General features: G+C 71.8%; 19 protein-coding genes and 1 pseudogene. 12 read left to right on the top strand and 8 right to left on the bottom strand.

What is annotated here, in order from left to right; genetic code table 11:
* The first annotated feature begins 261 nt into the window (after window positions 1-261).
* The 3 genes from nth to AB5L52_RS20025 all read left to right on the top strand — a co-directional run bounded on the left by nth (window position 262) and on the right by AB5L52_RS20025 (window position 3,219).
* Window positions 262-1,152 (top strand): endonuclease III, encoded by an 891-nt coding sequence (nth, locus tag AB5L52_RS20035; protein WP_351026090.1) that lies wholly within the window; start codon window positions 262-264, stop codon window positions 1,150-1,152.
* A gap of 54 nt (window positions 1,153-1,206) precedes the next feature.
* Window positions 1,207-1,902 carry a CoA pyrophosphatase gene (locus tag AB5L52_RS20030; protein WP_351026091.1) on the top strand — a complete coding sequence of 232 codons (696 nt, stop codon included), beginning with the start codon at window positions 1,207-1,209 and terminating at the stop codon, window positions 1,900-1,902.
* Window positions 1,903-2,019: 117 nt separating this feature from the next.
* Window positions 2,020-3,219, top strand: coding sequence for a MarP family serine protease (locus AB5L52_RS20025; protein ID WP_351026093.1), 1,200 nt, complete (start codon window positions 2,020-2,022; stop codon window positions 3,217-3,219).
* Between the two features lie 78 nt (window positions 3,220-3,297).
* Here the strand turns inward: AB5L52_RS20025 and AB5L52_RS20020 are convergent, their stop codons facing one another.
* The 6 genes from AB5L52_RS20020 to AB5L52_RS19995 form a co-directional block, all read right to left on the bottom strand.
* On the bottom strand, window positions 3,298-3,477 hold the full coding sequence (locus AB5L52_RS20020; protein ID WP_351026095.1) for a hypothetical protein: 180 nt from the start codon (window positions 3,475-3,477) through the stop codon (window positions 3,298-3,300).
* A 138-nt stretch (window positions 3,478-3,615) separates the two neighbouring features.
* Entirely contained in the window at window positions 3,616-4,548 is a 933-nt protein-coding gene (locus AB5L52_RS20015) for an alpha/beta fold hydrolase (RefSeq protein ID WP_369365369.1), read from the bottom strand.
* Window positions 4,545-5,033 carry a phage holin family protein gene (locus AB5L52_RS20010; RefSeq protein WP_351026098.1) on the bottom strand — a complete coding sequence of 163 codons (489 nt, stop codon included), beginning with the start codon at window positions 5,031-5,033 and terminating at the stop codon, window positions 4,545-4,547. Before AB5L52_RS20010 ends, AB5L52_RS20015 begins: the two co-directional genes overlap by 4 nt.
* A 105-nt stretch (window positions 5,034-5,138) precedes the next feature.
* A complete protein-coding gene (gene nhaA / locus AB5L52_RS20005) occupies window positions 5,139-6,575 on the bottom strand; it encodes a Na+/H+ antiporter NhaA (RefSeq protein ID WP_351026100.1) in 1,437 nt (478 codons plus the stop codon).
* A gap of 225 nt (window positions 6,576-6,800) precedes the next feature.
* Window positions 6,801-8,756: an acetate--CoA ligase gene (acs, locus tag AB5L52_RS20000; protein WP_369365366.1), complete on the bottom strand. Its 1,956-nt coding sequence runs from the start codon at window positions 8,754-8,756 to the stop codon at window positions 6,801-6,803.
* Window positions 8,757-8,887: 131 nt separating this feature from the next.
* Complete coding sequence (locus tag AB5L52_RS19995) at window positions 8,888-11,221, bottom strand: SulP family inorganic anion transporter (RefSeq protein ID WP_369365364.1); 2,334 nt, start codon at window positions 11,219-11,221, stop codon at window positions 8,888-8,890.
* A 280-nt stretch (window positions 11,222-11,501) separates the two neighbouring features.
* On the opposite strand from AB5L52_RS19995, the gene AB5L52_RS19990 reads away from it, so the two are divergent.
* Window positions 11,502-12,767 carry a hypothetical protein gene (locus tag AB5L52_RS19990; RefSeq protein WP_369365362.1) on the top strand — a complete coding sequence of 422 codons (1,266 nt, stop codon included), beginning with the start codon at window positions 11,502-11,504 and terminating at the stop codon, window positions 12,765-12,767.
* Window positions 12,768-12,770: 3 nt separating this feature from the next.
* Here AB5L52_RS19990 and AB5L52_RS19985 read toward each other — a convergent pair whose 3' ends face one another.
* Window positions 12,771-13,763, bottom strand: coding sequence for an ATP-binding protein (locus tag AB5L52_RS19985; RefSeq protein ID WP_351026106.1), 993 nt, complete (start codon window positions 13,761-13,763; stop codon window positions 12,771-12,773).
* A gap of 101 nt (window positions 13,764-13,864) precedes the next feature.
* Between AB5L52_RS19985 and AB5L52_RS19980 the strand changes: the two genes are divergently transcribed.
* Window positions 13,865-14,689, top strand: coding sequence for an oxidoreductase (locus AB5L52_RS19980; protein WP_369365360.1), 825 nt, complete (start codon window positions 13,865-13,867; stop codon window positions 14,687-14,689).
* Window positions 14,690-15,054: 365 nt separating this feature from the next.
* Here the strand turns inward: AB5L52_RS19980 and AB5L52_RS19975 are convergent, their stop codons facing one another.
* On the bottom strand, window positions 15,055-15,885 hold the full coding sequence (locus AB5L52_RS19975) for an HAD-IB family hydrolase (protein WP_351026110.1): 831 nt from the start codon (window positions 15,883-15,885) through the stop codon (window positions 15,055-15,057).
* A gap of 594 nt (window positions 15,886-16,479) precedes the next feature.
* Here AB5L52_RS19975 and ssd point away from each other — a divergent pair.
* The 7 genes and pseudogenes from ssd to AB5L52_RS19940 form a co-directional block, all read left to right on the top strand.
* Entirely contained in the window at window positions 16,480-17,586 is a 1,107-nt protein-coding gene (gene ssd / locus AB5L52_RS19970) for a septum site-determining protein Ssd (protein WP_351026112.1), read from the top strand.
* Window positions 17,583-18,815 (top strand): TadA family conjugal transfer-associated ATPase, encoded by a 1,233-nt coding sequence (locus tag AB5L52_RS19965; protein ID WP_351572503.1) that lies wholly within the window; start codon window positions 17,583-17,585, stop codon window positions 18,813-18,815. The genes ssd and AB5L52_RS19965 overlap by 4 nt, the downstream gene beginning before the upstream one ends.
* 7 nt (window positions 18,816-18,822) lie before the next feature.
* Window positions 18,823-19,668, top strand: a complete 846-nt coding sequence (locus AB5L52_RS19960) for a type II secretion system F family protein (RefSeq protein ID WP_351026220.1) — start codon at window positions 18,823-18,825, stop codon at window positions 19,666-19,668.
* Window positions 19,669-19,830: 162 nt separating this feature from the next.
* A complete protein-coding gene (locus AB5L52_RS19955) occupies window positions 19,831-20,610 on the top strand; it encodes a type II secretion system F family protein (RefSeq protein WP_351026116.1) in 780 nt (259 codons plus the stop codon).
* A gap of 76 nt (window positions 20,611-20,686) precedes the next feature.
* Window positions 20,687-20,887 (top strand): DUF4244 domain-containing protein, encoded by a 201-nt coding sequence (locus AB5L52_RS19950; protein ID WP_351026118.1) that lies wholly within the window; start codon window positions 20,687-20,689, stop codon window positions 20,885-20,887.
* A gap of 22 nt (window positions 20,888-20,909) precedes the next feature.
* A complete protein-coding gene (locus AB5L52_RS19945; RefSeq protein WP_351026119.1) occupies window positions 20,910-21,266 on the top strand; it encodes a TadE family type IV pilus minor pilin in 357 nt (118 codons plus the stop codon).
* A 68-nt stretch (window positions 21,267-21,334) separates the two neighbouring features.
* A pseudogene (locus AB5L52_RS19940) lies at window positions 21,335-21,616 on the top strand (Rv3654c family TadE-like protein); the annotation flags it as partial.
* Between the last annotated feature and the right edge of the window lie 72 nt (window positions 21,617-21,688).

The raw sequence follows: 21,688 nt of genomic DNA, 5'->3' as shown, positions 1-21,688 counted from the left end.
AGGATGCCGCACAGGTGTCCCGAGGTAAGCGTCAGGGGTCCAATCGGGGGCCGATCCTCGGGGTCCGAGGCGGATGTCGGTGCCGGGCTTTAGGCTGGCCGGGTGTCCAAATCGCCGGTGAGAGCACAGGCCAAGGGGGCTTAGCGGGTGGTTGTACGTCGCGATTCCGCTGTGGGCGAACAGAGCTCCGGCGGCAGTGAGAAAACCGGAAAAACGGTAAAAAGGGTCGCCCAGTCCAAGAAGGCCACTGCGAGGAAGACGGTGCCGTCGAAGAAGGTCACGAAGAAGGCGGCGCCCGCGAAGGCCGCCGCGAAGGCCGCCAAGACCGCCGCGAAGTTCGCCAAGGCCGCAGCCAAGACCGCCGTGAAGCCTCCGGCGCAGGAGTCCCGTACCGCCCTGGTCCGCCGCGCCCGCCGCATCAACCGCGAGCTCGCCGAGGTGTATCCGTACGCCCACCCGGAGCTGGACTTCGAGAACCCCTTCCAGCTGCTGGTCGCCACCGTGCTGTCGGCCCAGACCACCGACCTGCGGGTCAACCAGACGACCCCGGCGCTCTTCGCCAGGTACCCGACCCCCGAGGACCTGGCCGCCGCCAACCCGGAGGAGGTCGAGGAGATCCTGCGCCCCTGCGGGTTCTTCCGTGCCAAGACCAAGTCCGTGACAGGGCTCTCCAAGGCCCTGACCGAGGACTTCGGCGGCGAGGTGCCCGGCCGGCTGGAGGACCTGGTCAAGCTGCCAGGCGTGGGCCGCAAGACCGCCTTCGTCGTGCTCGGCAACGCCTTCGGGCGGCCCGGGATCACCGTGGACACCCACTTCCAGCGGCTGGTCCGGCGCTGGCAGTGGACCGCCGAGACCGACCCCGACAAGATCGAGGCCGCCGTCGGCGCGCTGTTCCCGAAGAGCGAGTGGACCGATCTGTCCCACCACGTGATCTGGCACGGCCGCCGGATCTGCCACGCCCGCAAGCCCGCCTGCGGCGCCTGCCCGATCGCCCCGCTCTGCCCGGCCTACGGCGAGGGCGAGACCGACCCCGAGAAGGCGAAGAAGCTCCTGAAGTACGAGAAGGGCGGCTTCCCCGGCCAGCGGCTCAAGCCCCCGCAGGCCTATCTCGACGCGGGCGGCAAGCCGGCCCCGCCGCTGGGGGCCGCGTGACGGAACGTTCTCGGGGCCCTCGGGCGTTGGACGGACAGAGCGAGGGGGGCGGCCATGGCGAGGGCCAGTGAGACGCGGGGCGGCGCGGTGACGCTCAGCAAGGAGGGGCTGCCCAAGTGGCTGGCGCCCGTGGTGCGGGCCGCCGAGACGATCGAGCCGCTCCAGCTGAGCCGCTTCCTGCCGCCGGAGAACGGCTCGGGCCGGCAGTCCGCCGTGCTGATCCTGTTCGGCGAGGGCGAGCACGGCCCGGAGCTGCTGCTGATGGAGCGCGCGGGCTCGCTGCGCTCGCATGCCGGGCAGCCGTCCTTCCCGGGCGGCGCGCTCGACCCCGAGGACGGCGATCCGCACGCCGACGGACCGCTCAGAGCGGCGTTGCGCGAGGCCGAGGAGGAGACCGGCCTCGATCCGTCCGGCGTCCAGCTCTTCGGCGTGCTGCCCGCGCTGTACATCCCGGTCAGCGGTTTCGTCGTCACGCCCGTGCTCGGCTGGTGGCGCGCGCCCAGCCCGGTCGGCGTCGTCGACCCGAACGAGACGGCGCGGGTGTTCACGGTCCCCGTGGCGGATCTCACGGACCCCGCCCACCGCGTCACCACCGTCCACCCCAGCGGACACCGAGGCCCGGCATTCCTGGTCGAATCGGCCCTGGTGTGGGGATTCACGGCCGGAGTGATCGACCGCCTGCTGCACTTCGCGGGCTGGGAACGCCCCTGGGACAGGGAGAAGCAGGTCCCACTCGACTGGCGGTCATGACAGGGTGTCCACCGTGCTGTGTTTCCCGGGGGACGCCGTGTCCTCTTGCCACTGCGTGGCGGGCCGGACCCCTGTCCGAGCTGTGGGGACTGGAGTGAGTAGGCGAGGCCTCAAGCAGTGAACGTGCTGGACATCCTGTTGCTGGTCGCGGCCGTGTGGTTCGCGGTCGTCGGCTACCGCCAGGGCTTCGTCGTCGGCATCCTGTCGGTGATCGGATTCCTGGGCGGCGGCCTCGTCGCCGTGTACGCGCTGCCCGTGATCTGGGACGCCGTGACCGACAACGCGGACGTCGGCACCACCGCCGCCGTGGTCGCCGTGGTCGTCGTCATCGTCTGCGCCTCCGTCGGCCAGGCCCTGACCACCCACCTGGGCAACAAACTGCGCCGCTACATCACCTGGTCCCCGGCCCGCGCCCTGGACGCCACCGGCGGCGCCCTGGTCAACGTCGTCGCGATGCTGCTGGTGGCGTGGCTGATCGGGTCTGCCCTCGCCGGCACGACCCTGCCGACGCTCGGCAAGGAGGTCCGCGGCTCCAAGGTGCTCCTCGGCGTCTCCCGCGCGCTGCCGGCGCAGGCCGACACCTGGTTCGCGGACTTCTCCTCCGTCCTCGCGCAGAACGGCTTCCCGCAGGTCTTCAGCCCGTTCGCCAACGAGCCGATCAAGGACGTCCAGCCGCCCGACCCGGCGCTCGCGAACAGCCCGGTGACCCTGCGCGCCCAGCGGTCCATCGTCAAGGTGACCGGCACCGCGCAGAGCTGCGGCAAGGTCCTGGAGGGCACCGGCTTCGTCTTCGCCGACCGCCGCGTCATGACCAACGCGCACGTCGTCGGCGGCGTCGAGTCGCCCACCGTGCAGATCGGCGGCGAGGGCCGCACGTACGAAGCCAAGGTCGTCCTGTACGACTGGAAGCGCGACATCGCCGTACTCGACGTACCCGATCTGAAGGCGCACGTCCTCAGGTTCTCCCCCCGGGACGCGGCCGGCGGTGACGGCGCGATCGTCGCGGGCTTCCCGGAGAACGGCTCGTACGACGTCCGTGCCGCGCGGGTGCGCGGGCGCATCACGGCGAACGGCCCGGACATCTACCACCGCGGCACCGTCCGCCGCGACGTCTACTCGCTGTACACGACCGTCCGTCAGGGCAACTCGGGCGGCCCGCTGCTCACCCCCGACGGCCGGGTCTACGGCGTGGTGTTCGCCAAGTCCCTGGACGACGCCGAGACCGGCTACGCCCTCACGGCGGACGAGATCCAGCCCGACATCCAGCAGGGACGTACGGCGACCGATGAGGTGGGTACGGACAGCTGCGCCCTGTGACCTCGGGTGACGTGATCCTTCGGGAGGTGTGGCCCCGCACGGTGTGACCCGCGGGGGTGTGAGCCTGCCCGGAGGGGGTCAGCCGCGCGGGTGACGCAGCCGTACCGAGACCCAGCGGGCCCGCCGGCGCAGGATGCGCGGGATCCCCACGCGGAGGTCCCCTTCCGCGAGCTGCGGGTTGCCTCGCTGAGACGTGCCCGGACCGGTGGCCGAGCGGCGGTTGCGGGGTGCGTCACTGTAGTCGTGCGTCCAGCCCATACCCCGACGTGTGCCCCTGCCCGAAGGTCGATAACCGCCTGAGCGCCGCCCAATTGGCCTATGCGGCAGGCATGTGGCCGTTCGAAGGACAAGTGTTCACGATCCGGATACTCCACGCATCCGAACCTGACCGTACGGTCACCGGTCCGGCTCAGGATCCTTCAGCCAGTTGACCAGTTCCGTGGAGAACGCCGTCGGGTCCTCCTCGTGCGGGAAGTGGCCGAGACCGTCGAACAGCCGCCAGCGGTACGGCGCTTCGACGTACTCGCCCGAACCGGCGGCGCTGCGTGTGCGCGTCACCGGGTCCAGCGAGCCGTGCAGATGCAGCGTCGGCACCCGCACCGGCCGCTTCATCCGGCGGTTGAACTGAATGCCGTCCGGGCGGGCCAGCGAGCGCACCAGCCAGCGGTACGGCTCGATGGCGCAGTGCGCGGTCGACGGGATGCACATGGCCCGCTGGTACGTCTGAACCGCCTCGTCGTCCGGCAGCCGTGGCCCGGACCAGTCCCGGATCAGCCGGCCCACCAACGCCCCGCCGTCCGCAGTGAGTTGACGCTCTGGCAGCCACGGCCGCTGGAAGCCCCAGATGTAGGAGCTGGCGGCCGTCTGCCGGGCGTCCCGCAGCATCGCCGCGCGCCAGCGCCGCGGATGGGGCATCGACACCACCGCGAGACGCCGGACGAGCTTGGGCCGCATGGCCGCCGCCGTCCACGCCAGATAGCCGCCCAGGTCGTGCCCGACCAGCGCCGCGTCCGGCTCGCCGAGCGAGCGGATCACGCCGGTGACGTCGAGCGCGAGGTTGGCGGGGTCGTATCCGCGGGGCGTGCGGTCGCTGCCGCCGACGCCCCGCAGGTCCATCGCCACCGCGCGGTAGCCCGCGTCCGCGAGCGCGACCAACTGGTGTCGCCAGGTCCACCAGAACTGCGGGAAGCCGTGCAGCAGCAGCACCAGGGGGCCGTCGCCGAGTTCGGCGATGTGGAAACGCGCGCCGTTGGCGGCGACGTCCCTGTGCGTCACCTTTTCCCCGTGGGGAAGGTCGATCCGTACGGCCGTAGGGGCGGGGTCGGTCATGACTGCGAGCGTGCCACAGCTTCGATGGCGGCGGGGGCCCGGTCCTCGGGCAGCTCCGCGCGCGGGTGCGGCCTGGCGTTCTGCAGGACGCCCGCCGTCTCCTTCACCGACGCGGCCACCTTCTGCGGGCCCTGGCTCTTCCTGGCCTTCTTCGCGAAGGCCAGGCCGATCAGCCCGAGCAGAACGGCGACGAGCACGTTGGCCGCGAAGGACAGCACGAAGCAGATCGCCAGGTTCCAGTTGCTCCAGGTCCGGATGCCGTAGGCGAGGGCGAAGTTGAGCATCGGCAGGGAGAAGACCAGCACCACCGCTGCCATGGTGAAGGCGCCGCCGCTGACCGCGCCGCGCTTCACGTCCTGCTTCAGCTGGGCCTTGGCCAGGGCGATCTCGTCGTGCACCAGCGCCGACATTTCGGTCGTCGCCGAGGCGAACAGCTGGCCGATGCTGCGTTCGGCGCCGACCGGGCTGCCGTCGGGTGCGCTCATCGCGTTCTCCCTCAGAGGTCTCTCGTGCCGCGGGCGCGCCGTGCCGCCCTGGGCGACCGGTCGGCCCGCTCGTGTGGCCGTCTTGTTTTGTACCGTCTCGTCAGATCATGCCGGACGGTCGCCGTCCTCGCCTGCCCCGCCCGCTACTTCCGTAAGCCCGTGGCGCGTCGCGACCGCCCGCTCGGCGGCGATCCGCCGGTGTTCGGCGGCCTTGCGCTCGTGGATCTCGGCCATGCGCAGGTGATAGGCCGGGTCGTCCTGCTCGTAGATGTCCGGGATGCCGTCGAGGTCGTCGTCGCGGTCCTCCTCCTCGCACAGCCTGCGGTACTTGGCGTTACGTATCTTCAGCAGCACCGTCGCGCACACCGCGGCCATCAGCGATCCGATGAGGACGGCCGCCTTGACCTCGCCGGTGAGGACGGCGTCGCCGGCGAAGGCGAGTTCGCCGATGAGCAGGGAGACGGTGAAGCCGATACCGGCGAGGGAGGCCACCGCGAAGACGTCGGCCCAGGCGAGGTCCTCGCTGAGGGAGGCGCGGGTGAAGCGGGCGGTGAGCCAGGTGCCGCCGAATATGCCGAGCGTCTTTCCGACGACGAGCCCCAGCACCACCCCGAGCGTCTCCGGCCTGGTGAACACGTCCCCGAGCGCGCCGCCGGAGATCTTCACCCCGGCGCTGAACAGCGCGAACAACGGCACGGCGAGCCCGGCGGACAGGGGCCGCACCAGGTGCTCGATGTGCTCGCCCGGCGAGTGCTGCTCACCCTCCCGGGTGGTGCAGCGCAGCATCAGGCCCATCGCCACGCCGGCGATGGTGGCGTGCACGCCGCTGTTGTACATCAGCGCCCAGATCACCAGGGCCAGCGGCACGTACACGTACCAGCCGCGCACGCCCTTGCGCAGCAGCAGCCAGAAGACGACCAGTGCGGCGACGGCGCCGCCGAGCGCGGCGAAGTTCAGCCGGTCGGTGAAGAAGATCGCGATGATCAGGATCGCGAAGAGGTCGTCGACGACCGCGAGGGTGAGCAGGAAGGCGCGCAGCGAGCTGGGCAGGGAGGTGCCGATGACCGCGAGGACGGCGAGCGCGAAGGCGATGTCGGTGGCGGTGGGCACCGCCCAGCCTTGTGCCGAACCGTGGCCGGTGAGGTTGGTGAGGGCGTAGACGAGTGCCGGTACGGCCATGCCGCACAGCGCGGCGACCACGGGCAGTACGGCCGCCCTGGGATCGCGCAGGTCTCCGGCGACCAGCTCGCGCTTCAGCTCGATGCCGGCGACGAAGAAGAACACCGCGAGCAGGCCGTCGGCGGCCCAGTGGGCGACCGAGAGGTTCAGGCCGAGCGTGCCGGGGCCCAGGTGGAAGTCGCTGAGGGACTCGTGGCTGGGGCGGAGGGCGGGGACGTTCGCCCAGATCAGCGCCGCTACGGTGGCGAGGAGGAGTAGGATGCCGCCGACGGTCTCGGTGCGCAGCGCGTCCGCCACGAAGGCCCGCTCGGGCAGGGACAGACGTCCGAGGACCTTGCGGGCGGGGGTGCGGGGCGCGGTCATGGCGGGACCTCCGGTGGGTAGGCAGGACGGCTCACATGCCGACCAGACTTCCCGGCGCACCCCTAGACGTGTTCTTGACGCTTTACTTAGCTTACCTAATGTTGACGGGTGTCTCAAAGGGAGCGGTCCGGAACCGGTGATCCTCACGGCAAACCGGTGATCCTCACGGTAAACGGAGGAGGGGCACCCAGCCTGTCGGCCGGGTGCCCCCAAGGCTGATGGCGGTCAGTCCTCGCTCGGCGCCGCCGGCAGCTTGGCCTGGATGAGGTCCATGACCGCGGAGTCCGTCAGCGTGGTGACGTCACCGAGCTGTCGGTTCTCGGCCACGTCCCGCAGCAGCCGGCGCATGATCTTGCCGGAGCGGGTCTTGGGCAGCTCGGCCACCGGCAGGATCCGCTTCGGCTTGGCGATCGGGCCGAGCGTGGCGCCCACGTGGTCGCGCAGCTCGCCGACGAGCCCCTCGGTCTCCGCGGCCGTACCGCGCAGGATCACGAACGCGACGATCGCCTGGCCGGTGGTCTCGTCGGTGGCCCCGACGACGGCCGCCTCGGCGACCGACGGGTGGGAGACGAGCGCCGACTCCACCTCGGTGGTCGAGATGTTGTGGCCCGACACGAGCATCACGTCATCGACCCGGCCGAGGAGCCAGATGTCGCCGTCGTCGTCCTTCTTCGCCCCGTCACCGGCGAAGTACTTGCCCTCGAAACGGGACCAGTAGGTGTCGATGAACCGCTGGTCGTCGCCCCAGATGGTGCGCAGCATCGACGGCCACGGCTCGGTCAGCACCAGATAGCCACCGCCGCCGTCGGGCACCTCGCGCGCCTCGTCGTCGACGACGGTCGCGCTGATGCCGGGCAGCGGGGTCTGCGCGGAACCGGGCTTGGCGTCGGTGACACCCGGCAACGGCGAGATCATCATGGCGCCGGTCTCGGTCTGCCACCAGGTGTCCACGACGGGCGTCCGGTCCGCGCCGATGTTCTTGCGGTACCAGATCCACGCCTCGGGGTTGATCGGCTCGCCGACGGACCCCAGGATCCGCAGGCTGCTCAGGTCGAACTTGGCGGGGATGTCGTCGCCCCACTTCATGAACGTCCGGATCGCCGTCGGCGCCGTGTAGAGGATCGTGACCCCGTACTTCTGCACGATCTCCCAGAACCGGCCCTGGTGCGGGGTGTCCGGCGTGCCCTCGTACATGACCTGCGTCGCGCCATTGGCCAGCGGGCCGTACACGATGTACGAGTGCCCGGTGACCCAGCCGACGTCGGCCGTGCACCAGAACACGTCCGTCTCCGGCTTGAGGTCGAAGACCGCCCAGTGCGTGTACGCCGCCTGGGTCAGGTAGCCGCCGGAGGTGTGCAGGATGCCCTTCGGCTTACCGGTCGTGCCGGAGGTGTAGAGGATGAACAGCGGGTGCTCCGCCTCGAACGCCTCCGCGGTGTGCTCGGCCGGCTGACGCTCGACGAGGTCGTGCCACCAGTGGTCCCGCTCGCCGTTCCAGGCCACGTCCTGGCCGGTACGGCGCACCACCAGCACGTGCTCGACGTTGTCGACCTTGGTGATCGCCTCGTCCACGGCGGGCTTGAGCGCGGAGGGCTTGCCGCGCCGGTAACCGCCGTCGGCGGTGATGACGACCTTGGCGTCCGCGTCCTGGATGCGCGTCGCGAGCGCGTCCGCCGAGAAGCCGCCGAAGACCACCGAGTGGGCGGCGCCGATCCGGGCCGAGGCCAGCATCGCGATCGCGGTCTCGGGGATCATCGGCATGTAGATGGCGACCCGGTCGCCCTTGCGGACACCCAGTTCGAGCAGCGCGTTGGCAGCCTTGGAGACCTCGTCCTTCAACTCGGCATAGGTGATCGAGCGGCTGTCGCCGGGCTCACCCTCGAAGTGGATGGCGACACGGTCTCCGAGACCTGCCTCCACATGCCGGTCCACGCAGTTGTACGCGACGTTCAGTTCGCCGTCCTTGAACCACTTCGCGAACGGCGGGTTCGACCAGTCCAGCGTCTCGGTAGGCTCCTTGGCCCAGGTCAGCCGGCGGGCCTGCTCGGCCCAGAAGCCGAGCCTGTCAGCCTTGGCCTGTGCATACGCCTCCGCGGTGACGTTGGCATGCGCGGCCAGGTCGGCGGAAGGCGCGAACCTGCGTTCTTCCTTGAGCAGGTTGGCCAGGCTCTCGTTGCTCACGACATCTCCCTCTCGAAGGGTGTCCGTTGTGTCCCGGGCCACAGCTCATCAGACGCGGGGGTCCGATGACAAGAGCCGACCGGGAAATTGGTTTAGACCTGTCCAAGTGCCCCTGCCGAAGTGCCGTTCCCTCACGTCGGACTGTGTGCCTCCCCTGCGACCACCCCTTCCGTGATCCTCCCCGTGACGCCCTCGAACAGCCCGTCCTCTTCGCTCCCCGCCAGCAGATACGCCTGCGCCTCGCCCACGTGGAAGTACATCCCGTGCAGCTCCAGCTCGCCCCGGGCCAGCGCCCGGGCCACCGGGGTGTGCGCCCGCAGATGCTCCAGCTGCTGGACCACGTTGACCAGACACAGCTGCTCCACCGCGTCCGCCGGGAGTCGGCCGGCGAGCCGGGGCCGGGCGCGGCGGTCCTCGGCCAGCCGCGCCAGACTCGGCAGACCGTGCCGGAGCCAGCGCCGCAACGGGGTGCTGCCGCCCGCCCCGCTCGCGGTCAACAGCGCCTGCATCGCCCCGCATCCCGAGTGCCCGCACACGGTGATGGAGCGCACCCCGAGCACCTCCACGGCGTACTCGACGGCGGCCGCCACCGAGTCGTCGCCGCGTTCCTCGCCCGGCGCCGGCACCAGGTTGCCGACGTTGCGGACGACGAACAGGTCGCCGGGACCACTGGCGGTGATCATCGACGTGACGATCCGGGAATCGGCACAGGTGAGGAAGAGCTGTGCGGGCCGCTGCCCTGCCCGGGCGAGCCGCGCCAGCTCCGCCCGCACCAGCGGCGCGGTGTTGCGCTGGAACGAGGCGATCCCACGGGCCAGCTCCCGCGCCGCGTCCTGGTCCGCCGGGGCGGCGGCGGATTCCGGGAAGCAGGACCGGTGAGTGCGCCAGGACGTCCAGGGCCGGCAACCGCACCCGGCGGACGGGGGTGGCTCGGCGGTCCGGATTCCGCCGCGCCGGCCCGACAGCTCGGCAGTGCCGCCTCGCGCGGTGTGGGCACACGTCCAGTCCTGCAGCGACTCGTACGCCGCGTGGTCCATGAACGATACGTCCAACTCCACGACGGCGTGGGCGCCTTGGGGTACGAGATGCAGGGCTCGGCTGAGCCGGGGCACCGCGAGGAACGTCAACTGGCCTTGGATTCGTACGTGATGGACTCCTTCCTTCTCTTCGTGGGTGATGCGGGTGCGGGTGAGGCGGTGCAGGGCGACGGCGACCGCCACGGCGACGCCGAGGAGCACGCCCTGAAGGACGCCGAGGAACACCACGCCGAGTGCGGTCGCGGCGTAGACCGGCACTTCTCGGTGGCGCGTCACCGTGCGGATGTGGTGCAGGGACACCATCTGGATACCGACGGCCATCACCAGGGCGGCGAGGGAGGCGAGCGGGATCTCCGCCAGGATCGGGACCATCAGCAGCGCGGCGACTACTACGAGAACGCCGTGCAGCATTGTGGAGTTCCGGCTCAGGGCACCGGAGTTCACATTCGCGGTACTGCGCACGGCCACCCCGGCGACCGGCAGTCCGCCGAGCGCCCCGGCGACGATGTTGGCGGCTCCCTGACTCAGCAGCTCCCGGTCGAGGTCGGAGCGGCCGGCCCGGGAGACGGGGCCGGGGCGAGCCGCGGCCGGCCTGTCCACGGTCACCGCGCCGAGCAGCGACTGCACGCTGCACACCAGGGTGGTGGTGAGCACGGCGGCGACGAGCCCGAGCACCGGGCCCTCAGGCAGTCCGGCCAGGGCATGGCTGCGCCAGGACGGCAGCTCGACCCGGGGCAGGGCCGGCCCGGCGAGGGCCGCCGTCGCGGTGGCCCCGGCCACGGCCACGAGCGCGGCCGGCACTCCGCGCAGCAGCTTGCCCGGGCGGCCGGGCAGCCGGTGCCAGACCAGCAGGAGGGCGAGCGTCAGCGCGCTCATCGAGACGGCGGCCGGATGCACGTGGGCCAACTGGGCGGGCAGCGCCCGCAGGTTGGCCAGGACGGAGCTGTCCGGGCTGCCGCCGAGGACGATGTGCAGCTGCGCGACGGCGAGGGTGATGCCGATCCCGGCGAGCATGCCGTGCACCACGGCGGGGCTGACCGCGAGCGCGCCGCGCGCCACTCGCAGACAGCGGAGGCCGAGCTGGGTGAGTCCGGCGAGGACGGTGATGCCGCAGGTCGCCCGCCAGCCGTAGCGGTGGATCAGGTCGGCGGTGACCACGGTGAGCCCCGCGGCGGGCCCGCTGACCTGGAGCGGGCAGCCACCGAGCCGGCCGGTGACGAGTCCGCCCACGGCCGCAGCGACGAGACCGGCCTGCAGCGGGGCGCCGGTGGCCAGGGCGATGCCGAGGGACAGGGGCAGGGCGATCAGGAAGACGGCGACGGACGCGGAAAGGCCGGCGGCCGCTGTGGGGAGGCGGGGCCGGTGGTTCGGCGGCGGACCGTGCGGTGGATGCGGGTGCTGGGGGTGCGGGGGTGCGCAGGCTGACATGTTCCCGTCTCCTCCGGGGCGGCACGGTCACGGACTGGGCGGGATGGATCAACGTTGGTAAATGGAGCGTAATGACACGTAAAGGCAGTGCATAACGTTTCGGTGCAAATGGCTCAGTCAGTCACTCGTGTCGGGGAACTAATCATTTGATCGGCTTGTCGTGCTAATCCCTTCTCGCTCTCATGCGATCTTGGCGGCGCTGCCGGTGTAGTCCCGGCATATCCCCAGAAAACAGCCCACGTCAGCACTCGCCTGAGAGAAGGAAGAAGGTGGGCGGAGCATGACCGCCACCCAGAGGATCGCCGTCGGCGTTGTGATCGCCGCGGCCTGTGCCTCGTCGCTCGCCGGTTGCGCGACTGGCTCCCACGGCTCGAAGAAAGGAGCATCCGGTCCGCAGAAGGGGGCCCCGGCGCCCCGGAGTGTGCTCCGGCTGATCGGCGACGGATCGACCGCGTACACCGGCTCGCAGCCGTATCTGCCCAGACCCGAGCGGCTGAAGCCCGGTCAGAAGCCGCCGCAGTTCGTCGTCTTCTCCTGGGACGGTGCGGGCGAGGACCGCCAGAAGCTGTTCTCGCACTTCCGCAAGGTCTCCAAGGAGAACCACGCGACCATGACGTACTTCCTCAGCGGCGTGTACATGCTGCCGAAGGACAAGCGCGAGCAGTACAAACCGCCCCAGCATGCGCAGGGTAGTTCCGACATCGGCTTCAACGACGAGAAGGGGATCGCCGACACCGTCAAACAGGCCCGGCTCGCCTGGCTCGAGGGCAACGAGATCGGCACCCACTTCAACGGCCACTTCTGCGGGCCCGACGGTGGGGTCGGCACCTGGTCCGTGGACGAGTGGAAGAGCGAGATTGCCCAGGCCAAGCAGTTCGTGAAGACCTGGAAGACCAACACCGGCATGAAGAAGTCGTCTCCGCTGCCCTTCGATTACGACAAGGAGCTGATCGGTGCCCGCACCCCTTGCCTGGAGGGCCAGCAGAACTTCATGAAGGCGGCCCGCCAGTTGGGCTTCCGCTACGACTCCAGCGGCGTCAACGAGCAGGTCTGGCCCAAGAAGAAGGAGGGCCTGTGGGACCTGTCGATGCAGCTGGTGCCCTTCCCCGGACACACCTTTGAGCAGCTGACCATGGACTACAACTTCATGGTCAACCAGTCCGGCACCAAGACCCAGGGCGACCCGGACAAGTTCGACTACTGGGGCGACCAGATGCGCGACGGCCTCGTCAAGGGCTTCTACCGGGCCTATGAAGGCAATCGCGCGCCGCTGGTCATCGGCAACCACTTCGAGTCCTGGAACGGCGGCACCTACATGCACGCCGTCGAGGACACGATCAAGGAGGTGTGCAACAAGCCCGACGTACGCTGCGTGTCCTTCCACCAGCTGGCCGACTGGCTGGACGCCCAGGACCCGAAGGTCCTGGAGAAGCTGCGCACCCTGCAGGTGGGCGAGGCTCCCCGACCGGGCTGGGCGTCCTTCCTGTCCGGCCGCCCGGCCCCGGCGCCGAAGGGCGTGCCGGGGGCCCCGGCGGTCAAGCAGTAGGCGTCATACGGGAGTTGTCACACCCGCGCCGATGTCTTCGCTGAGCACGAAGCCGGGATCGACCTGTGCGGCCAGGTCGGCCCCGGTGCGCTCATTGCCCCACGCCTCGGCGTTCTTCAGGTGGAAGTGCACCATCTGGCGGGTGTAGCGCTCCCAGTCCCGCAGCTCGTACGTGGCGTCCGCGGTGGCCCGCAGGGTGTGCAGGGCGCGGGCGTTGGCCTCCTCCAGGAGGTCGAACCGGGGCGGCCGGCCCTTCTCCATGGCGCGCACCCAGTCCGAGCCGGCGAAGGTCACGAGCAGGTCGTCGCCGACCTCCGCGCGCAGGAAGTCGATGTCGTCCTGTTCCTGGATCTTGTTGCCGACGACCTTCAGGGCGACGCCGAAGTCGCGGGCGTACTCCTTGTACTGGCGATAGACGGAGACTCCCTTCCGGGTCGGCTCGGCTACGAGGAACGTCATGTCGAAGCGGGTGAACATGCCGGAGGCGAAGGAGTCCGAACCCGCCGTCATGTCCACCACGACGTACTCGTCGGGGCCGTCGACGAGGTGGTTCAGGAACAGCTCCACCGCTCCCGTCTTGGAGTGGTAGCAGGCGACCCCCAGGTCGGCGTCCGTGAAGGGGCCCGTGACCATCAAACGGACGGCGCCGCCGTCGAGTTCCACCGGCCGTGCGCAGGCGTCGTAGACCGGATTCGGCTCCCGCACCCGGACCAGCCGCGAGCCCTCGCCGGGCGGGGTCGTCTTGATCATCGTGGCGGCGGAGCGGATACGCGGATTGCTGCCGCGCAGATGGTCCTTGATCAGTGCCAGCCGTTCGCCCATGGCGGGCAGTGCGGCCGCCTCCGTCTCATCGAGGCCGAGCGCGGGACCGAGGTGCTGGTTGATGTCCGCGTCGATGGCGACCACCGGGGCGCCGGCGGCGACCAGGTGGCGGATGAAGAGAGAGGAGAGGGTGGTCTTGCCGCTGCCGCCCTTCCCAACGAAAGCAATTTTCATGTTCACCAACAGTAGTCGGGTGATGGCTGTATGTGTCATGGAGAAGTGAAGAAGACCACTCCTTCGAGGGGCGGGCCGCCGCGGTGCGTAGGGTCGTACTCATGAGTACGACAGGCGCGAACGCCGACCCGCTCGCGGCCCTGGGCTCCCTGCCCGGTGTCGCCGACTCCGTGGAGTCCGTGCGCAAGGCCGTGGACCGGGTCTACGGGCACCGGATCATGCGGCGCCGCAGCACCGAGATCACCGCCGAGGCCGCCCTGCGCGGCTCCCGCGGCTCCGCTGCGCTGTCCGGCGCCGACTGGGCCCTGGAGGAGGTGCGGCGGCGCACCGACTTCGGCGTCGACGACGAGGCGCGCGTCATGGGCGCCGCCCTCAGGCTGTCGGCGGAAGCGGGGCAGCTGCTGTCCATCTGGCGGCAGTCACCCCTACGGGTGCTGGCGCGACTGCACCTGGTGGCCGCGGCGGGCAAGGGTGACGAGATCGGCAGGCCGCGCCAGGCCGGTGAGGCGGTGGACGAGCCGCTGATCGAGCTGCCGCTGCCGGACGCCCAGGAGGTCTCCGGCCGGCTGGAGGGGCTCGCGGACCTGATCATCGCCGGGACGTCCGCGCCCGCGCTGGTGACGGCCGCCGTGGTGCACGGCGAGCTGCTCGCACTGCGGCCCTTCGTGTCCCACAACGGCCTGGTCGCACGCACCGCCGAGCGGATCGTGTTGATCGGCAGCGGCCTGGACCCCAAGGCGATCTGCCCGGCCGAGGTCGGCCATGCCGAACTGGGCCGCGCCTCCTACCTGGCGGCGCTGGACGGATATGCCTCCGGCACCCCTGAGGGCATGGCGGCCTGGATCGCCCACTGCGGCAGGGCGATCGAGCTGGGTGCGCGCGAGTCGACGGCCGTGTGCGAGGCACTGCAGCGCGGTGCGGCCTGAGGGAACTCCGGGGAATCCCAGGGGAGTCCCGGAAAATATCCGGACAAGAGTTGCGGCGGTACGAGTCCTCGTACCGCCGCTGGCATGCTCACCGGGTTACCAAGCGTCCTCGATATGTGCCCATCAGGTCGGGGAACTTTGCCCGTCACCTGGTGCTGCTGGCCCGTAATCGACGGGTCGACGTCGCGTGGGTGCCCGATGTTCATGCAGGGTCCGTGTGGCCAAGTGCGTAGTGACAGGTGATCCTCGCGGATGTCCTCTGGTCTCGCGGGCCTATGTTCTTTCTACCGCGAGCCCAGAGGAAGCGGAACCCCTGCCTGCACTTCTTTACTTTCAGGTTCAAACGGGGTTGAAACGGGCGCCAGTCAGGCCGTGGAGCGGCGCCGGTTGGCGTACCAGACGAGACCGGCTGTCGCGGCCGCAGCTCCAACGGCCGCCGCCGCGACGAGCGCCGGCCGGGGCGGCACGGAGAACGTGGGCAGCCGTTTCTTGAGCGGGACCGGCTTGCGGAACTCCAGAATCGGCCAACCGTGCGCGACCGCCTCGCGGCGCAGTGCGCGGTCCGGGTTCACCGCGTGCGGGTGCCCGACCTCCTGGAGCATCGGCAGATCGGTCGCGGAGTCGCTGTAGGCGTAGCAGCGCTCGAGGTCGTAGCCCTCGGACGCGGCGAGTTCCCGGATCGCCTCGGCCTTGGTCGGGCCGTAGGCGTAGTACTCCACCTCCCCGGTGAAGCAGCCGTCCTCGCCGACGACCATGCGCGTGGCCACCACCCGGTCCGCGCCCAGCAGTTCACCGATCGGCTCGACCACCTCGGCGCCCGAGGTGGACACGATCACCACGTCCCGCCCGGCCGTGTGGTGCTCCTCGATGAGGGAGGCCGCCTCGTCGTAGATGATCGGGTCGATCAGGTCGTGCAGGGTCTCGGCGACGATCTCCCGCACCTGCTGCACGTTCCAGCCGCGGCACAGGTCGGACAGATACGCGCGCATGCGCTCCATCTGGTCGTGGTCCAGGCCGCCGGCCAGGAAGACGAACTGGGCATATGCGGTACGCAGCGCGGCCCTGCGGTTGATCAGCCCACCTTGGTAGAAGGACTTGCTGAACGTGAGTGTGCTCGACTTCGCAATGACCGTCTTGTCCAGGTCAAAGAAGGCCGCTGCGCGGGGCAAGGAGTGGTTTTCCACGTCCCCGAGCATAGGCGCCCACCATTCGGCGTAAGGTGGGGCGCGTGGGTTTGCCTGAGAGGGCTCTCGGGTACACCATGGAAGTCACGGATCGTTCGCGACCGTGCTAACCCGGTCCGACTCCTCCCCCCCCGAGTCGGCCGTGGGGACGACCCCCGCTCTCCCCCCCGGCGGGGGTCGTCGCATGTCCGGGCGGGTTTTCTCCCTTCCTCCCTTTCCTTGTGCGGCCGCGGGGCCGACAGCGTGCCGCCGTGGCCGCCGCTTCCGCATGCCCATGATTCGTCACTCGTGGTAATCATCGCGCTGCTCTGTGGAAGTCGCACAGGGATCGGCACAGAGGTCACCGGTATGGGTGATGGCGATATTCACAGCCTCCGAGTCGTCCACAGTTTTCCACCAAGATCCACATGATTTCGCGGATCGCTGCACCGTGATTCCAGCGCGCTCGGGCCGCGGCGAGTTCATGGCCGGTTCCGATTGCCGGAGCGCGTTTGGCCGGTTTCTGTCGGCCGTTCATATGGGGGGCCGCTTGGCGGTTCTTCACACCTTTGGGATTCGCGTGGCCGCAGAGGCTGCGCGGCCCGCGCAGCGAAGGGGGAACCACTCGTGACCGGAACCGTCACTCACGACCCGCCGCCCGGCACCGGAGACAGGCAGGACCGGCCGCTCATCGTCACCGAGGACGCCGAACTCCTGGACGACCTGCTGCGCCTGTGCGCGGCCGCGGGCGCCACACCCGAGGTCCACCACGGCGTGCCCGACAACGGCGATGGCTGGCAGTCGGCCCCGCTGGTGCTGGTCGGCGACGACGCCGCCCGCCGGGTCGGCGCGGCTCCGCGGCGGCGCGGAGTGGTGCTGGTCGGCCGCGACCAGGACGACCCGGGGGTGTGGAAACGCGCCGTGGAGATCGGCGCGGACCATGTCCTGATGCTGCCCGACGGCGAGCAGTGGCTGGTCGACCGGATCGCCGACGTCGCCGAGGGCGTCGGCCGCCCGGCCCTCACCGTCGGGGTGATCGGCGGCCGGGGCGGGGCCGGCGCCTCCACGCTCGCGTGCGCGCTCGCCGTCACCTCCGCGCGCGAGGGACTGCGCACCCTCCTCGTGGACGCCGATCCGCTCGGTGGCGGACTCGATGTACTCCTCGGCGGCGAGAGCGCCGACGGGCTGCGCTGGCCCGCCTTCGCCGCCTCGCGCGGCCGGGTCGGCGGCGGCGCCCTGGAGGAGTCGCTGCCCGAACTGCACTCCCTGCGGGTGCTGAGCTGGGACCGCGGGGACTGCGTCGCCATCCCGGCGCAGGCGGTGCGCGCGGTGCTCGCCGCAGCACGGCGGCGCGGCGGCACGGTCGTGGTCGACCTGCCCCGCCGGCTCGACGACGGGGTCGCCGAAGCCCTCGCCCAGCTCGACCTGGCGCTGCTCGTCGTCCCCGCCGAGCTGCGCGCGGTCGCGGCCGCAGGGCGGGTCGCCTCGGCCGTCGGCATGGTCGTGCGCGACGTGCGCGTGGCGGTGCGCGGGCCGTACGCACCGGGCCTGGACGACCGGGAGGTGGCCCGCCTGCTCGGCCTGCCACTGGCCGGTGAGGTACCGGTCGAACCGCCGCTGCTGCGCCCGCAGGGCGGCGCGAAACCGCCCGCCGCGACCGGCCGCGGCCCGCTCGCCCGCTTCTGCGCGAACTTCTGGGAACGCGCGCTGGTCGAGGCCGGAGGCACCCGATGAGCCTCCCCGGACTCGACCGCGCGGACGGCGCCGCCCTGCTCGACGGCGTCCGGCGCCGGCTGGCCGAGAGCGGCGCCGAACCCACCCCCGCGCGCGTGGCCCAGGCCCTGCGCGAACAGGGCCGGGTGCTCGGCGACGCCGAGGTCCTCGGCGCGGCCCGGCAGCTGAGGTCCGAACTCGTCGGCTCCGGCCCCCTGGAGCCGCTGCTCGCCGACCCGGACGTCACCGACGTCCTGGTGTCCGCCCCGGACCGGGTGTGGGTGGACCGCGGCGGGGGACTGGAGCTGACCCCGGTGACCTTCCCCGACGCGGCGGCCGTGCGACGCCTCGCGCAGCGGCTGGCCACGGTGGCCGGACGCCGGCTGGACGACGCCCGGCCGTGGGCGGACGCCCGGCTGCCCGACGGAACGAGGCTGCACGCGGTGCTGCCCCCGGTCGCCGTCGGCTGTACCTGCCTGGCCCTGCGGGTCGTACGGCCCCGGGCGTTCACGCTGGAGGAACTGGTCGAGGCCGGCACGGTGCCGCCCGGCGGCGACCGGATCCTGCGGGCGCTGCTGGCGGCCCGGCTCTCCTTCCTCGTCAGCGGCGGAACCGGCTGCGGCAAGACGACCCTGCTCAGCGCACTGCTGGGCCTGGTCGGCGCGGGCGAGCGGATCGTGCTCGCCGAGGACTCGGCCGAGCTGCGCCCGGACCACCCGCACGTCGTCCGGCTGGAGACCCGGCCCGCGAACCAGGAGGGTGCCGGACTGGTCACCCTGGAGGACCTCGTCCGGCAGGCGCTGCGGATGCGCCCCGACCGGCTGGTCGTCGGAGAGGTCCGCGGACCCGAGGTCGTGCATCTGCTCGCGGCTCTCAACACGGGCCATGAGGGCGGCTGTTGCACGGTCCACGCCAATGCCGCCGCAGACGTACCGGCCCGCCTGGAAGCGCTGGCCACGGCCGCCGGGCTCGACCGGGCCGCACTGCACAGCCAACTGGCGGCCGCGCTCTCCGTGGTCGTGCATCTCGTACGGGACCGGTCCGGGCGGCGCCGGATCGCCGAGGTGCACGTACTGGAGCGGGACGCCACGGGGCTGGTCCGGACGGTGCCGGCCCTGCGCTGGGGCGAGCGGGCCTTCGTGCGGGAGCGGGGCTGGGAGCGGCTGCGGTGCCTCTTGGGGGCCGCGGGGGAGTTCGGGGAGGACTCGTGTTCGGGGAGGGCTGAGAAAGGTGACGGAAGTGACCGGTGAGACGTCCATGACGGCCGCGCTGCTCTGTCTCGGCGCGCTGGTCTGGCTGCTGGGCGGGCCTCATTACGGGGTGCGGCGGGCGCGGCTGCTGCTCGCGGGCGGCGGAGCGGTGGCGATCGGCCCGCCCTCCTGGGACCAGGCCCGCACGGAACTACGGCGGCTGCGCGGCCGCTTGGGGGCCGAGTGGTGGGCGCTCGTGGCCGGCCTGATGCTCGGGCTGCTGGGGGCCTCGGTGATTCCGGTAGCCGCGGGGGCGGCCGGAGTGCCGGTGTTGCGCCGGGTGCGGCTGGCGCGCCAGGCCCGGCGCGTCCGGGAGCGGCGGGCGGACGCGGTGATCGCCCTGTGCGGGGCGCTCGCCGGGGAGGTGCGCGCCGGACGGCAGCCGGGCGAGGCGCTGCTGCGGGCGGCACAGGACTCCGGCGGGCTGGGCGAGGCGCAGGCGACCGTGGTCGCGGCGGCGCGGTTCGGCGGAGACGTACCCGGCGCGCTCGCCGCGGCGGCCCGGCAACCGGGCGCCGAGGGCCTGCTCGGGCTGGCCGCGTGCTGGCGGGTGGCCGTGGACCAGGGTGCCGGACTCGCGGCCGGCCTGGACCGGCTGGACGCGGCCCTGCGCGCCGAGCGCGACCAACGAGCGGACCTGCGAGCCCAGTTGGCGGGCGCCCGGGCGACCACGGTGCTGCTCGCCGTCCTGCCCGCCCTCGGCCTGCTCCTCGGCTCGGCGATGGGCGCGGCCCCGCTCCACGTACTGCTCCACACCGGCCCCGGTCTCGCCTGCCTGGCAGCCGGGTCGGTGTTCGAGGCGGCCGGGATGTGGTGGGCGGTGCGGATCGTGCGGGCGGCGGGGACGGTGTGAACGGGGGAGGGGTGAGTGAGCCGTGTGGTGGCCGGTGCGGAATGGGTGCCTCGGGCTGGGACCCGTGGGGAGAGCGGACGCAGTGGTGAGCGGTGGAGTGGTGAGCGGGGCCCGGCGTGCGACGGGTGCCTCGGGTCGGGACATGTGGGGAGAGCGGGCGGCATGAGCGGGGACGTTGTCCACAGGTTGGGGATGTTCGGGGGCGTGACGCCGGCCCTCGGCTGGGCGGTTTGGCGGTTGGATCTGGTCCGGCGGCGGCGTCGGGCACGGCGTCGGGTGGCCGAGCTGCTGGGCCGGGAGGTTCCGGCGCCCAGGTCGCGGTTCGCGGCGGCGGACGCTGCGCGGTGGTGGCTGCCGCCGGCCGGGGCGGTGTGCGGCACCTGGGTCCTGGTCGGCGGCGTGACCGGGGCCGTCCTGGGACTGGGGACCGGGGTCGTGCTGTGGCGCTGGCGCAGCCGGCAGGCGGCGGCAGGCCGGGCGGCGCCGGTCGACGAGGCCGCGGCCACCCGCCAACTCCCGCTCGCGGCCGACCTGCTGGCTGCCTGTGTTGCGGCCGGTGCCGGCCCGGTGATCGCCGCCCAGGCGGTGGGGGAGGCGCTCGACGGGCCGGTGGGGCAGGCGTTGGCGCAGGGCGCGGCCGAGGTGCGCCTCGGCGGTGAACCGGCGGCCGCCTGGCGGCGGTTGGCCGAGCTGCCCGGCGCCGGGGCCCTGGCGCGGCTGCTGGAGCGGGCTGACGAGTCCGGGCTCCCGGCGGCCGGTCCGGCCGCCCGTCTCGCCTCGGACGCCCGTGCGCAGTGGGCCCGTACCGCGACGGCCCGGGCCCGGCGCGCGGCCGTACTGATCTCCGCGCCGGTGGGTCTGTGCTTCCTGCCCGCCTTCATCGCGGTCGGTGTGCTGCCCGTCGTGATCGGACTCGCGGGGGGCGTGGTGGGAGGGAGGTGAGGCGGTACGAGGGCGAACGAGACCGGGCAGGAACGGAAGAAAAAGAACAAAAGACCTGAATCTCATGGGGGTTGGAATGCGCAGGAAGATCGAGGCAGCGGCGGTACGGCTGCGGGGGAAGGGGCGCAGGGACGCCGGAATGGTGACGTCCGAGTACGCGATGGGGATCATCGCGGCCGTCGGGTTCGCCTTGCTGCTCTACGAGGTCGTCACCAGCGGCCAGGTCCGGGCGGAGCTGCAGGACATCGTGAAGAAGGCCCTCAGTGCGCGGATGTGAGCGAGGCGCGGACCGGGGGTTCGTGACCGCGGAGGCGGCCGTGGCGCTGTGTGTGCTGGTGGCGTTCACGATGGCGCTGGTCTGGGGGCTGCTCGTGGTGGCCGCGCAGATCCGGTGTGTGGATGCCGCCCGCATCGGCGCCCGGGCCGCTGCCCGTCAGGACACGCCCGACGCGGTGGTGACGGTGACCCGGGAGGCGGCGCCGCGCGGGGCGCGCGTGACCGTCGGGCGCGAGGGCGACCAGGTGCGGGTGACGGTGGTGGCCAGGCCGCCGGTGCTGAGCGGGCTGCCGTTCGAGGTTCGGGAGGAGGCCGTCGCGCCGGCCGAGGAGACGACAGGGGCTGATCGGACGACAGGGGCCGGGGAGGCGGGGTCGTGAGGCGAGAGGGGGTGCGGGACCGGCTGCGGTCCGACCGGGGGTCCGCCACCGTGTGGAGCCTGGGGGCGATGGCCGTGCTCTGTGTGGTGTTCGGCGCGGTGCTCGCACTCGGGCAGGCCGTCGTGGTCCGGCACCGGGCGGCCGGCGCCGCGGACCTGGCGGCGCTCGCTGCGGCGGACCACTGGGCCGAGGGCAGTACGGCGGCCTGCGGGCGGGCCGGGCGGGTGGCGGCGGCGCAGGGCGTACGGCTGGTGCGGTGCGCGATCGTCGGCGAGACCTCGGACGTCACGGCGGCCTCGGGAAAGGGGCCGTTCGCCGCGGGGGCCAGGGCCAGAGCGGGGCCGTCGGGTGCGGTGCCGCAGCGATCCGCGCCGACAGGACCGGCGCCGGCCGGGGCCCTGCCGAGGGGATCGGTGGGGGAG

Source organism: Streptomyces sp. CG4, assembly GCF_041080655.1.
Taxonomy (GTDB): domain Bacteria; phylum Actinomycetota; class Actinomycetes; order Streptomycetales; family Streptomycetaceae; genus Streptomyces.
This window is presented reverse-complemented; position numbering and strand designations above follow the sequence as displayed.